This window comes from Paraburkholderia sp. BCC1885, from assembly GCF_900996235.1.
In the GTDB taxonomy this organism is placed as follows: domain Bacteria; phylum Pseudomonadota; class Gammaproteobacteria; order Burkholderiales; family Burkholderiaceae; genus Paraburkholderia.
In genome coordinates this window covers 41,563-54,434 of the sequence record NZ_CAAJGM010000122.1, presented here as the reverse complement: position 1 = coordinate 54,434, position 12,872 = coordinate 41,563, and the positions used below count along the sequence as shown (strand labels likewise).

At 64.3% G+C, this 12,872-nt stretch carries 13 protein-coding genes and 1 tRNA gene; all 14 read right to left on the bottom strand.

Going from position 1 to position 12,872, the window contains the following annotated elements; translation table 11 throughout:
• Positions 1–88: 88 nt before the first annotated feature.
• The 14 genes from FQ755_RS13185 to def all read right to left on the bottom strand — a co-directional run bounded on the left by FQ755_RS13185 (position 89) and on the right by def (position 12,868).
• Positions 89–799, bottom strand: a complete 711-nt coding sequence (locus FQ755_RS13185; protein ID WP_144154810.1) for a tetratricopeptide repeat protein — start codon at positions 797–799, stop codon at positions 89–91.
• Entirely contained in the window at positions 796–1,578 is a 783-nt protein-coding gene (locus FQ755_RS13180) for an HpcH/HpaI aldolase family protein (protein ID WP_144154808.1), read from the bottom strand. The genes FQ755_RS13185 and FQ755_RS13180 overlap by 4 nt, the downstream gene beginning before the upstream one ends.
• A 157-nt stretch (positions 1,579–1,735) precedes the next feature.
• A complete protein-coding gene (queD, locus tag FQ755_RS13175; protein ID WP_144154975.1) occupies positions 1,736–2,179 on the bottom strand; it encodes a 6-carboxytetrahydropterin synthase QueD in 444 nt (147 codons plus the stop codon).
• 9 nt (positions 2,180–2,188) lie between these two features.
• On the bottom strand, positions 2,189–2,821 hold the full coding sequence (queE, locus tag FQ755_RS13170; protein ID WP_144154806.1) for a 7-carboxy-7-deazaguanine synthase: 633 nt from the start codon (positions 2,819–2,821) through the stop codon (positions 2,189–2,191).
• A 91-nt stretch (positions 2,822–2,912) separates the two neighbouring features.
• Positions 2,913–3,647: a 7-cyano-7-deazaguanine synthase QueC gene (queC, locus tag FQ755_RS13165; protein WP_144154804.1), complete on the bottom strand. Its 735-nt coding sequence runs from the start codon at positions 3,645–3,647 to the stop codon at positions 2,913–2,915.
• A 406-nt stretch (positions 3,648–4,053) separates the two neighbouring features.
• A tRNA-Phe gene (locus FQ755_RS13160) sits at positions 4,054–4,129 on the bottom strand.
• A 120-nt stretch (positions 4,130–4,249) separates the two neighbouring features.
• A complete protein-coding gene (gene esaR, locus FQ755_RS13155; protein ID WP_144154802.1) occupies positions 4,250–4,942 on the bottom strand; it encodes a response regulator transcription factor EsaR in 693 nt (230 codons plus the stop codon).
• Positions 4,943–7,360, bottom strand: coding sequence for a sensor histidine kinase (locus FQ755_RS13150; protein ID WP_144154800.1), 2,418 nt, complete (start codon positions 7,358–7,360; stop codon positions 4,943–4,945). It lies immediately after the preceding gene.
• Positions 7,350–7,940, bottom strand: a complete 591-nt coding sequence (locus FQ755_RS13145) for a DUF4390 domain-containing protein (protein WP_144154798.1) — start codon at positions 7,938–7,940, stop codon at positions 7,350–7,352. The genes FQ755_RS13150 and FQ755_RS13145 overlap by 11 nt, the downstream gene beginning before the upstream one ends.
• On the bottom strand, positions 7,937–9,370 hold the full coding sequence (gene rsmB, locus FQ755_RS13140; RefSeq protein ID WP_144154796.1) for a 16S rRNA (cytosine(967)-C(5))-methyltransferase RsmB: 1,434 nt from the start codon (positions 9,368–9,370) through the stop codon (positions 7,937–7,939). Before rsmB ends, FQ755_RS13145 begins: the two co-directional genes overlap by 4 nt.
• Before the next feature lie 184 nt (positions 9,371–9,554).
• On the bottom strand, positions 9,555–10,412 hold the full coding sequence (gene htpX / locus FQ755_RS13135; RefSeq protein ID WP_144154794.1) for a zinc metalloprotease HtpX: 858 nt from the start codon (positions 10,410–10,412) through the stop codon (positions 9,555–9,557).
• Positions 10,413–10,520: 108 nt separating this feature from the next.
• Positions 10,521–11,162, bottom strand: coding sequence for a LysE family translocator (locus tag FQ755_RS13130; protein ID WP_144154792.1), 642 nt, complete (start codon positions 11,160–11,162; stop codon positions 10,521–10,523).
• A gap of 188 nt (positions 11,163–11,350) precedes the next feature.
• Positions 11,351–12,334 carry a methionyl-tRNA formyltransferase gene (gene fmt, locus FQ755_RS13125; protein ID WP_144154790.1) on the bottom strand — a complete coding sequence of 328 codons (984 nt, stop codon included), beginning with the start codon at positions 12,332–12,334 and terminating at the stop codon, positions 11,351–11,353.
• A 30-nt stretch (positions 12,335–12,364) separates the two neighbouring features.
• Entirely contained in the window at positions 12,365–12,868 is a 504-nt protein-coding gene (def, locus tag FQ755_RS13120; RefSeq protein ID WP_222105733.1) for a peptide deformylase, read from the bottom strand.
• Between the last annotated feature and the right edge of the window lie 4 nt (positions 12,869–12,872).

Sequence of the window (12,872 nt, the reverse complement as noted above, 5' to 3'; positions counted from 1 at the left end):
AGAGTTAATGCAGAGCTAAAGGAAAAGGGGCGCACGTTGAACTGCGCCCCTTTCGTCTGGCGGCCTTTCAAAGGCCGAATCCCCTCCGTTACTGCGGCTTCACCTCGTGCTCGTCACGCAACTGCGCGCTCAGTTGCAGATACTTCAGCTTGGCCGCCGGATCACCCTGGGCCGCCGCGGCCGCATAGTAAGCGCGCGCCACGTTCAGGTTCTTGTCGACGCCGTCGCCGCCGCGCTCGTAGAACGAGCCGGCCACGTATTGCGCGGTCATGTCGCCGCCTTGCGCAGCCTTTTTGTACCAGACGAACGCCTGACGATTATCGCGCGCCGTGCCGCGTCCATCCAGAAACTGGTTCGCCAGCGCCAGTTCGGCCTGAACGTGACCCTGCTGCGCCGCCTTCAGGAACCAGCGATGCGCCTCGGCCGGATCGCGGCCCACGAACTCGCCATCGTCGTACATCTTGCCGTACACGTATTGCGCGTGCGACATGTTGGCGTCGGCGGCCTTGCGCAGCCACTTCTTGCCTTCATCGACATTGGCCGGCGTGCCTTCGCCGTTGAGCAGCATCATCGCGTAATTGAACTCGGCGAGACGGCTGCCATGCTGGGCCGCCTTACGGAATTCGCTGAGCGCGGGGCCGAAATTGCCCGCGTTGTAGTCGGCGACCGCCGTCTGCGTCTCCGGGTCCGACTGAGACGGTTTGTCCTGCGCATTCAACGCCGCTGCGGAAACCGCGAACGCCGCGCACGCAGTGACGCCCACCGCAACCCGGACGACGAACTGTGACACACTCTTCATGACCTGACCTCCTGCAGCGCCTGACGCGTGGCGCGAAGCAGCCACATGACGTCGGTTGCCAGCGCGATAAAACGAAAACCGGCCTCGCGATGCTGTCGCGCGCCGGCGGCATCCATGGCAAAAATGCCGGCCGCAATGCCCGCATTGCTGGCCGCTGCGACGACGTGGCTCATCGCCGCCTGTACCTCCGGGTGCTTCGAGTCGCCCAGATGGCCAAGGCTCGCGGCAAGGTCCGCCGGGCCGATGAACAGGCAATCGACGCCGGGCGTCGCCGCGATCCTTTCGACATCATGCGCGGCCGCCGCGGATTCGATCTGCACGATCGTCGCAATCTGCGCGTTGGCCGTCTGCACGTAGTCGCGCCGCATGCCGTAGGAACCGGCGCGCACCGCGCCCGCCACGCCGCGCAGGCCGTCGAGCGCCTCGGGCGTCGGATATTGCGTGAGGCGCACGGCATGCGCCGCTTCTTCGGCGGATTCGATGCCCGGGAACATCACCGTGCGCGCGCCCGCGTCGAGCACGCGCTTGACGAGCCAGCCTTCGCTCGCCGGCACGCGCACCACCGGCTCGCTCGGCAGGTGCGCCGCAGCAATCGCGCGCAGCTGGCTGGTGACGTCGGCGCTGTCGATCGGCGCATGCTCCATGTCGATCAGCAGCCAGTCGAAACCGGCGTGCGCGAGCGCCTCGGCCGCGGTATCGCAGCCAAGCGAGAGCCATAGTCCGAGAAGCGGCTCAGCTTCCCGGAGACGTTGTTTGAGGGGATTCGTGAAAGTGCTCATCGCCGCACTCCGCGGCAACGCACAACGTCGCCTGAAGCACGGGAGAGAAGGCCGACGTCGCGGGCGTCTAGCCCGCCTTGCAGTGCGGTGACCGGCATGTCTCGCTCCGAGTGGTTATCGAAACGATCATACCGTGACAATAACGCGGCCGCTGAGCTCAGTCGCGGACCACGTCGGCCCAGCAATTCGGCGTCTCGTAAAGACGCACCTTGTGAAGCCGCAGATTCACGCCGTAGTGGGCGTCGTAGACATTCGCGAGCAGGTCGAAGGCGACCGCCGCGAGATTTTCCACGGTAGGGATGCGATCGAGCACGACCGTCTTGTGGCCGGGCATCGAATCCAGAAAGCCGCGCACCTGCGTGTCGCCTTCGAAGACGAGAAACGCGTGATCCCACTTGTCGATCAGATGGTCGACGGCGAGCGACTTCACGTCCGCGAAGTCCATCACCATGCCGCGATCCGGGGCGCCTTCCGTTTCGACCAGGTCGCCTTGCAGCGTGATTTCGAGCACATAGCGATGCCCGTGCAGATTGCGGCACTGGCTACGGTGATCGGGGATGCGGTGGCCCGCGTCGAATTCGAGTTTTCGGGTAATCGTCAGCACGGCGAATCAGGGAATGTTCAGATACTTGTGGGTCTGCATCGACAGGCGCCATTGCGGATGGCGTTTGCACCAGTCGATCGCGAGTTTGGTGTTGATGTCGCGTGACGGGCCGTCCATAGGCTGGACGAGGAAATATTCGAAGTCGAGCGCCGCGTATTCGGACAAGCGCTGGTTTTCCTGCGGGATCACGACTTTCAGTTCGTTGCCTTTGGTGACCACCAGCGGCGCGTCGGCTTTCGGGCTCACGCAGATCCAGTCGATGGTCTCGAGCACCGGCAGCGAGCCGTTGGTCTCGATGGCGATCTCAAAACCGGCCGCATGCAACGCGTCGACGAAAGGCTGATCCATCTGCAACATCGGCTCGCCGCCGGTGCAGACGACAAACCGCTCGCCTTCGCCTGCCGGCCACTGCGAAGCGATTATCGCCACCAGTTCTGCGGCCGTGCGGTACTTGCCGCCGTTCTCGCCGTCCGTGCCGACAAAATCCGTATCGCAGAAGCGGCACACCGCCTCGGCGCGGTCTTCCTCGCGGCCCGACCACAGATTGCAGCCGGCGAACCGGCAAAACACCGCCGGGCGACCGGCATTCGCGCCTTCGCCCTGCAATGTGTAGAAGATTTCCTTGACCGCGTAAGTCATGCTGCTTTCTGCCTGGCGCCGCGAGGCGCCTGATTAAGAGGGTTGCCGTTGCCGCGCGACTCATTGAGCACCGGGGCAAACGCAACGTTGATCAAACCGGTGCTTCCGTAACCTGCTCGCCCGCCAGATACGCCTCGTAGCCGCGCTTGCGCAAGCGGCACGCCGGACATTCGCCGCAGCCGAAACCCCACGCGTGCAACTCGGCGCGCTCGCCGAGATAGCAGGTATGCGTTTCGACGCGAATCAGCTCGACCAGCGCTTCGCCGCCCAGCTCGTGCGCGAGGCGCCACGTATCGGCCTTGTCGAGCCACATCAGCGGCGTTTCCAGCAGAAAGCGCTGGTCCATGCCGAGATTGAGCGCCACCTGCAGCGCCTTCATGGTGTCGTCGCGGCAGTCGGGGTAGCCCGAAAAGTCCGTCTCGCACATGCCGCCCACCAGCACCTGCAAACCGCGCCGATAAGCAATCGCCGCGGCGATGGTCATGAACATCAGGTTGCGGCCCGGCACGAAGGTGTTCGGCAAGCCGTTGGCCGCGGCTTCGATCTGGATCTCACGCGTCATGGCGGTATCGCTGATCGAGCCGAGCACCGACAGGTCGATCATGTGGTCGTCGCCAAGGCGCCCGGCCCATGCCGGCACGGCCTGAACGACAGCGTCGCGAAAGCCCTCACGGCACTCCAGTTCGACCCGGTGCCGCTGCCCGTAGTCGAAGCCGAGTGTCTCGACCGTTTCGTATCGTTCGAGCGCCCAGGCGAGGCACGTGGCCGAGTCCTGACCGCCGGAAAACAGCACCAGAGCGCTACTCTTAGCGTCTTTGCGGATCACCGTGAAACTCCGTGAATGATGAATGCCACGTCGCGCGGCGCGCTGTGCGCCATGCAGTAACGCGGCGCGACGCGTACCGGCGTGACAGCCGGCTCAAGCAGTATAGGCCGCGCCATCTGCGTGCAGAGTCGCTGGCGGTTATACCGCTGATCGTCGGGCGCAGGGGTTCGTGTGCGATGCAACGACGCCGGAACAACACCCGGCGCTCACCCTGAAAAACGACAAAGGACTTGTCAGGCGAACGCGGCAAGTCCTTGAACTGGCGCGATTTTATCATGTGACGCCGATTGCCGCCGCGACGCGGCCCGCGTGCACGAGACTGCCAGCGCCGACCCAATCGCGTTGTCCGACACTCGTCAGAAAAGGAAAAGCCCCAGGAATCTTGCGAGTTCCTGGGGCTGAATCCTGGTGGCCTGGGACGGAATCGAACCATCGACACGCGGATTTTCAATCCGCTGCTCTACCAACTGAGCTACCGGGCCAACGAAGAAGCGAGAGTATAACAAAGGGTTTTAGACTGCTCAAGCCCTCTTCCCAAAATTTTTTGCGGGCCAGAAGCGCGAGCCTGATGGGCAGGCCGTGCGCCTCATTTCACTGCCGCGTTACTCCCCTTTGTTCTTGCCGAGATCGACGCCGAGCTGCTTCAGCTTGCGATACAGATGCGTGCGTTCGAGTCCCGTCTTTTCGGCCACGCGCGTCATGCTGCCGTTCTCGCGCGCGAGGTGATACTCGAAGTACGCGCGCTCGAAGGCGTCGCGCGCGTCGCGCAACGGAATGTCGAACGAAATCGACGCCGTCTGCGCGGCCAGCGCGCCACTGCCGATGCCTTCGTTATTCAGCATCGGCAACGAAGCGGCCGATGCCACCACCGACGAGCTCACCGGCGCCGCCGGTTTCGGCGCGGCGCCCGGCGCTGCCGGCGCGGCCGGATTACCGCGCGCGAGCCCTTGTTCGACCGCCTTCAGCAGCTTCTGCAACGCGATCGGTTTCTCGAGGAAATTGAGTGCGCCGATCTTGGTCGCTTCGACTGCCGTATCGATGGTGGCGTGGCCGGACATCATGATCACCGGCATCGTCAGTTGACCCTGCGCGGCCCACTCCTTGAGCAGCGTGACGCCATCGGTGTCCGGCATCCAGATGTCGAGCAGCACCAGGTCAGGCGCCTGGCGCTGCCGGAACTCGCGCGCTTCCTGCGCGTTCTCCGCGGCCTCCACGACATGCCCTTCGTCGCTCAGGATCTCCGAGAGCAATTCCCGGATGCCCATTTCATCATCTACCACCAGGATGGTTGCCATTTACGCTGCCCTTGTCTGCACTGTTGCTTTTGTCGTTCCCTGCGACGCGCTGCCATGCGCCGCTCGCGGCCCTGCTCCAGGTGCCGCTGCATCGTCGTCTGCCAATTGAAGAAAGAGGATCGAAATCTGCGCGCCCTCGATCACATCGCCCGCTTTGAGACGGTTGCGAATGTCGATACGCGCGCCATGTTCGTCGACGATCTTCTTGACCATCGCCAGACCGAGCCCTGTCCCTTTGGCCTTGGTCGTCACGTAAGGTTCGAATGCACGCGTCAGAATGCGTGCGGGGAAGCCCGGTCCGTTATCCGATACGGTCAGACGCACCGCGACGCGCACTTTGCCTTCCGCGTCGGGATCGCCATATTCTACTGTCCTCGTCTCCAGCAGCACACGCGGCTGGGCCACTTCGGCCACGGCATCCTGTGCATTCTGCAGCAGGTTGTGGATCACCTGGCGCAATTGCGTCGCGTCGCCGCGGATCACCGGCAGCGTGGCGAGCTCCACGCGAATCGCACTCTTGCCCTCTTCGATGCCGTATAGCGTGAGCACTTCGCTCACCAGTTCGTTTAACTGCAGATTGGCGAGCACCGCCGGCGGCGTGCGCGCGTAGTCGCGGAAGCTGTCCACCATCTGCTTCATCGCCGCCACCTGATTGACGATGGTGGTGGCGCCGCGCTTGAGCACGTCGGCGTCGGACGGTGTGAGCTTGTCGGCCAGTTTCATCTGCAGACGCTCGGCCGATAGCTGGATTGGCGTGAGCGGATTCTTGATCTCATGCGCGAGACGCCGCGCCACTTCACCCCAGGCGATCGAGCGCTGCGCCGAGATCACGTCGGAGATATCGTCGAACACCACCACGTAGCCGGAGGTCTGCATGTCTTCGGCGTCGCGATCCGTGGCCGAGACGAGGCGCGCGCCGCGCACCAGCAGCGTCAGCGGTTCGGTTTCGCCGGGCACCTGCACGGAGAACTGCTGCTGCCAGTGACCGCGGTCGTCGTGACCGTCGCCGCTCGCGGCCTCGCGGTCGGCGAAGGCCTTGCGCACCATCGCGCCGAAATCGCTCAGCACGGTGATGCGGTCGAGCGCGGCACCCAGCGCCGACTGGAACGGCTGGCGGAAAATCCGCTCCGCGCCGCGATTGGCCGTGGTGAGCCGGAACTGCCGGTCGAACACGAACACGCCGGCGGTCAGGTTGGCGAGAATGCTTTCCAGATAGGCCTTCGAATGTTCCAGCGCAATGCGGTTGTTCTCCACCGCCGCGCGCGCCTCGGAAAGCTGCCGCGTCATCGCATTGAACGATTGCGTCAGGAAGCCCAGTTCGTCACGCGACTTGATTTCGCGTTTTGGCGTGTAGTCGCCCTCGGTCACTTCCTTCGTGCCCTGCGCGAGCAGGAACAGCGGCCGCGCCAACTGGTTGCCGAGCGCGAGCGCCAGCATCATTGCAATGAAGGTGGCGAGGAACAGAGCCAGCGTCAGCGTGCCGATGTACATCTTGCGCAGGCCGGTACGGCCGAGCGCCTTTTCCTGGTACTCGCGATACGCGCGCTGCACCGCGTCGGCATTGCGGGCGAGCGTGGGCGAGACCGGTTGCGTCAATTGCAGGAAGCGCTCCGCAGGTTGCAGCAAGGACGCGTTCGAATCCGGAATGCGCTGCACGATGCGCAGCCGCAACACGCCCTTGCCGCCGTTGGCGTTCGGATCGCCGTCCACCTCGCCTTCGATGGCGGCAAAGCCGCGGCCGCGCGCCTGGTCGATCATCAACGGCGTCGGCAAGTCGTTGGGGACGAGCGTCACGTAGTTGCCCGAGGCCTCCGCCACCACGTGCATGTCCGGCGCTGCGCCCGACATGCTGCGCACCGGCTCGATGATGGTCGCATCCTGCACGCCGAACTGGTCGCGCAGACGCAGCAGCGTCAGCGTCGTTCCGGCGGCGTCGGCGCTTGCCAGTTGCTCGGCCATCAGGCGGCCTTTGGTTTGCAGATCCGACAGCGATGCATCGAGCATGCCGCGCCCGAGGTTCAGCCCCGACGTCAGCGCGGTCTCGACATTCACGTCGAACCACGACTCGATGCTGCGCGAGACGAACTGGTACGACACGATATAGATGATGCCGCCCGGCACCACGCCCACCAGCGCCATGAAAAACGCCAGCTTCGCGAGCAGACGCGTGCCGAATTTACCCTTGCGCAACCGGTAGATGATGATCAGGACGAGCGCCGTCACGACCATCAGGAAGATCAGCGCGACTACGACATTGGCCGCGTATAACCATTGATAGTAACGGTCGAAGAACTCGGTGTTCGCGCTCGCCGCAGCGAGCAACACCAGCAGCAGGACGGCCGTGACCGCCACCGTCGACACCAGCACGCGCACGACGATGCTGCTGACGCTGGTGGTGCCGCGTACTTTATTTAGCACGTTCGGTCACCGTGAAAGTGAAACGCTTCCAGTCGGAAGAGAGATTCCAGTCGCGGTTGTTCACCGCGTCGATCTGGAATGGCTTGGGCATCAGTGCGATGTCGAGCTGCATGCGCACGGAGGCGGTATAGGTTTCGCCGTTCTGCACCTGATTGCGGTCGATCACATGCCACGACGTGACGTGCTGGATCACCGCGAGCGCCTCTTTCAGGGTGCTGAAGCCGAGTTGCAAGCCGCCCGTCGATACGCGATATTCGCGCGTCAGAGGCTGAAACGATAGGCGGATGCTCTGCGACACGCTCACCGGTTGCTCGTCGAACCAATACCAGCGCGGCCGGCTCAACTCGAAATCGGTGGTGAAGTAGAGCGGAATCCCTTTGTTGACGGCGTCTTCGAGATTGCTGTTCAGCTCGAAATCAAACCGCGCATCGAGACTCCAGCCGCCGCCGTCCGACTGCAGCGACGCGCGCTGTACCGCGATCGAATCGGCATGCGCCGCGCCCGGCGCGCCTAGCCAAAAGGCCAGCACAATCCAGAGCACGGCCACGAGCCGAAGCGGAAAGAAGCGTTTGATTGTCACCGTTTCTGAAAGCGCGCGTAGAAAAATCCGTCGTGGTCTGGGTTCGAGCCGGTGCCGGTGTCGGCTCCGGCATGGGAACCCTCTGAGGCGTCGGCAGGCGCGCGGGCCGCTGCGGGCAACAGTTGCCCCGGCGCGTCCAATCGTACCGCATCCTGGTACTTGTCTCCAAACCACTGCGCCTGCAATTCGCCCTCATCGGGAAAGATCGAGCACGTAACGTAAAGCAACTCGCCGCCTGGCTTCACGAGCGGCCAAAGGGCCGCCAGAATCCGCCGCTGTTCGGCGACGAGCGCCGGGATGTCGGAGGCACGCCGCAACCAGCGGATATCCGGATGACGCCGGACGATGCCCGACGCCGAGCACGGCACGTCGGCGAGGATCCGGTCGAACGGACGGTCCGTGTCATCGTGCCATTTCGCCGGCGCGCCGGCGTCGCCGATGCGCACCTCGGCGGTCAGACCGAGCCGCTGCAGATTTTCGCCGATGCGGCGGGCGCGCGTGGCGTCGCTTTCCAGCGCGACGAGTTCGAGATTGGCCCGTTCGAGCAGATGACCGGTCTTGCCGCCGGGCGCTGCGCAGGCGTCCAGCACGCGCATGCCGTCGCGCGCGCCGAGCCACTGCGCGGCGAGTTGCGCGCCGGCGTCCTGCACCGAGACCACGCCGTCCTCGAAGCCGGGGATGCGGTCGACCGGCATCGGCGTGGCGAGGCGCACAGCGTCGTCACCGACGCGGGTGGCGTCGATCTGGTGATCGTGCAGGACTTGCAGATAGGCGTCGACCGTCGAGCGACGGGCGTTGACACGCAGCGTCAGCGGACCCTGCGTATTGCCGGCGGCGAGCACGTCCTGCCAGTTGTCGGGCCATGCGTTGCGTACCGCGTCGATCCACCAGGCCGGATAGTTCCAGCGGGCGACTTCGTCCGCCTGGGCTTCTTTGAGCAGCGCCTCACGCTCGCGCAGGAAGCTGCGCAGCACGGCATTGACAAGACCCTTCGCGAAGGCGAATTCACGGCGCGCGGCAATTGCGTTGACGGCCTGGTCGACCACGGTGAAGGGCGCGTAGGCGGCGTCTTCTTCGGCGTCCGCCAGCAAGGTCAGTGCGCAGGCGAGCAGATTGGCGACATACGGCGGCGGAGCCTTTTTGACCAGCTTCGCGATCAGCCAGTCGGCGGTGGCCAGACGGCGCATGGTCCGGTACGAGAGGTCCTGCACCGCGCCGCGCGCGGCCGCCGCGCTGCCTTCAGGGGCGGACACGAATACCGCCTGGAGCGCCGCAGGCAGCGCCGAACCAAGCCGCACGGCACCGACGGCCTGCGCCGCGCAATCGAGCGCAAAGCCCAGCGACTCGGGTGCGAGATGCAGCGTCGACAGGCGTGATTCGCGCGGACGCGGCGAAAGCGAAGCGGAACGCGTGGAAGGCTTTGAAGTCATGAAGAAGGCAAAAGCGGGCTGCACGGTGCGCGCGGCACAAACAGGCACATTGTAGCTTGGGCGGGTGAGAGAGCCGGCGGCGGGCGCTGCGTCAATGCTGGCCGCGCCCGCCAACAAAAAGGGCGAGTCCGTTAGAACTCGCCCCGACCTTTCACTATAAGGCCCGCTGCATGCACCGACCCGCTTACTCGAAGCGCCCCGTGCGCGCCATTTCCATCAGGCGGGCGATGCGTTCTTCGGTGGCCGGGTGCGTCGAAAACAGGCTCGCCATGCCGCCGCCCGCGAGCGGATTCATGATCATCATTTGCGCCGTCGACGGATGCGCCTCGGCCGTGGGGAACGGAATGCCGCTCGCGTAACGATGGATCTTGTCCAACGCCGCCGCAAGCGCCTGCGGGTCGCCGGAAATCTGGGCGCCGCCGCGATCCGCTTCGAACTCGCGAGCACGCGAAATCGCCATCTGGATCAGCGCGCCGGCAATTGGCGCAAGCAGCGCCACCGCGATGCTCGCAATGGGATTCGCTGGCCGGCCGTTTTCGTCCCGTCCGCCGAAGAACATCGCGAAGTTCGCCAGCGCGGAGATGGCGCCCGCCATGGTGGCCGAAACGGTGGAAATCAGAATGTCGCGGTGCTTCACGTGCGCCAGCTCGTGCGCCATCACGCCACGCATCTCGCGCTCGGACAGCACGCGCAGAATGCCGGTGGTTGCGGCAACGGCCGCATGCTCCGGATTACGGCCGGTGGCGAATGCGTTCGGCGCGTCTTCGTTGATCAGGTAGACGCGCGGCATCGGCAGGCCGGCGCGGGTCGCCAGCTCACGCACCATCCGGTAGAACTGCGGCGCGCTGGTTTCGTCCACTTCCTGCGCGTTGTACATGCGCAGCACCATCTTGTCCGAGAACCAGTAGGAGAAAAAATTCATCCCGAGCGCGATCACAAACGCGATCATCACGCCGCGCGAGCCGCCGATCATGCCGCCGATCACGATGAACAGGGCCGTGATCGCGGCCATCAACATCGCGGTTTTGACCCAGTTAAACATATCCACTGCTCCTTGCCCCGACATGCGGGTTCATATCCAGTACCGCCTGCTGGCGGCGAATCCAACTGAAAGCGTATTGTTAGATATGGGCAGACAAGGAAAATTCAATCAGCGCGACGCCGTAGCGAGCTTGATGCCGAGCCCGACGAACGCGCTGCCGACGCCACGATCCAGCCAGCGCTTCACGGCCGGCTTGCCGGAAAACCGTTGCGTAACGCTGCCCGCGATCCACGCGACGAAACTGTTCCACACCGTGGTCATCAGGACGAATACGACGCCCAGCGCGAGGAAGGCCAGCGCCTTGTGATCATGGCCTGTGGTGACGAACTGCGGGAAAAACGACACGAAGAACAGCACCACTTTCGGGTTCAGCACATTGGTCCAGAAGCCCTGCAGAAACAGTTGGCGCAGCGACTTCGGCGCGCCGGCGTTACGCGCGTCTGCGGCCGCTCCCGCTGCGGCCGGTTGCGCGAAAATCAGACGCACGCCGAGATAGATCAGATACAAAGCGCCGACGAATTTGATCACGGTAAACGCCGTGGCCGATGCGGCGAGCAGTGCAGTTAAACCGAACGCGCAGGCGAGCGAATGCACACAACAACCGGCGGAAATTCCCAGCGACGACATCAGCCCCGCACCACGGCCCTGCGCAACACTGCGCCCGACGATGTAAGCCGTATCCGGCCCAGGCGTGACGTTGAGCAAAAAAACGGCGACAACGAAAAATCCGAAATGGGTGATGCCGAACATCAAAACCTCGTTGGAAAACACCTGACGTCTCGTCGTTTGCGGGGCGTCCTACCTTCGAACGGCTACGCGAAGCATCAGGCTTCAGGAAGCGCCACGAAACGAGCAAATTGCACGGACGATTCTAACGCGCCGCACGCATGCGGCGGCAGTCGGCCAAACGGCATATGGCAAACGCGCCCGGATGCCTGTTACTGTGCTTGCGTCAGTTGAAAACGCTGCCCGGCAGCTAGTGTCGAACCGGCCAGGAATTCCCGCACCGGCAGGCGCTTGCCGCCAGGTTTCTGCAATTGCGTGAGACGCAGCGCGCCCTCGCCGCACGCCACCACCACGCCGTCCGGCGACACATCGAGGATGGTGCCCGGCTCCGCCTTGCCCGCGGCTTCGACAGGCGCCGCGGACCAGATTTTCAACGCGGTGCCATCGAGCGTAGCCACACTGCCGGGGAACGGGTCGAACGCGCGCACCTGGCGCGCCAGCACTGCGGCGGGGCGCCGCCAGTCGAGCGCGGCTTCGTGCTTGCCGATTTTCTCGGCATAGGTGAAGCCTTCGGCCGGCTGCGGCCTGGCCGCGAGTTTGCCGCTGCGCTCCAGTTCGATCAGCGCTTCGACGATCAGGCGCGCGCCCAATTCCGCGAGGCGGTCGTGCAGCGTCGCGGTGGTGTCGTCGTCGTGAATCGGCGTGCGCGCTTCGGAGATCATCGCGCCCGTATCGAGCCCCACGTCCATCTGCATTAGCGTGATGCCGGTTTCGACGTCGCCGGCTTCAATGGCGCGGTGGATCGGCGCGGCGCCGCGCCAGCGTGGCAGCAGCGAAGCGTGAATATTGATACAGCCGCGCGGCGGGATATCGAGCACTTCCTGCGGCAGCAACAGGCCGTAGGCGGCCACCACCATCACGTCGTGCGGCGTGGCGCGCAGCAGGTCGAGAGCGGCGCCCGCTTCAGCCGGGTACTTGCCGTTGCGGCGCAGCGACGGCGGCTGGGCGACGGCAAGACCATGCTCTTCGGCATAACGCTTCACCGGACTTGCCTGCAGCTTCATGCCGCGTCCGGCGGGTCGATCAGGCTGCGTGAGCACGAGCGGCACAGGGAAACCCGCCTCGTGAACGGCGGCCAGCGCCGCGGCGGCGAACTCCGGCGTACCGGCAAAGATGACGCGCAACGAATGGCTCATGGGTGGGGCTTTAGGCGACGTGAACGCGCATTACATCGCGTGGGCGAGCTTTTTCATCTTGCTCTTGATGCGGGTTTGCTTGAGCGACGACAGATACTCGACGAACACGCGCCCCATCAGGTGATCCATCTCGTGCTGGATGCACACGGCGAGTAGCCCCTCGCAATCGAGCTCGAAGGTTTCGCCTTTTTCGTTGAGCGCGCGCACCCGCACTTTCTCGGCGCGCTCGACGTTGTCGTAGATGCCCGGCACCGACAGGCAACCCTCTTCGTTGACCGCCTTCTCTTCGCTCGACCAGATGATCTCGGGGTTGATGAAGGCGTGCAGTTCGTCGTGCGCGTCCGATACGTCGATCACGACGACGCGCTCATGCACGTCCACCTGGGTGGCCGCGAGGCCGACGCCCGGTGCCGCGTACATCGTCTCGGCCATGTCCGCGACGAGCTTGCGGATACGGTCGTTGACCACTTCGACGGGCTTGGCAATCTTGTGCAACCGCTTGTCCGGGTAATTGATGATGTTCAGTAAAGCCATGATC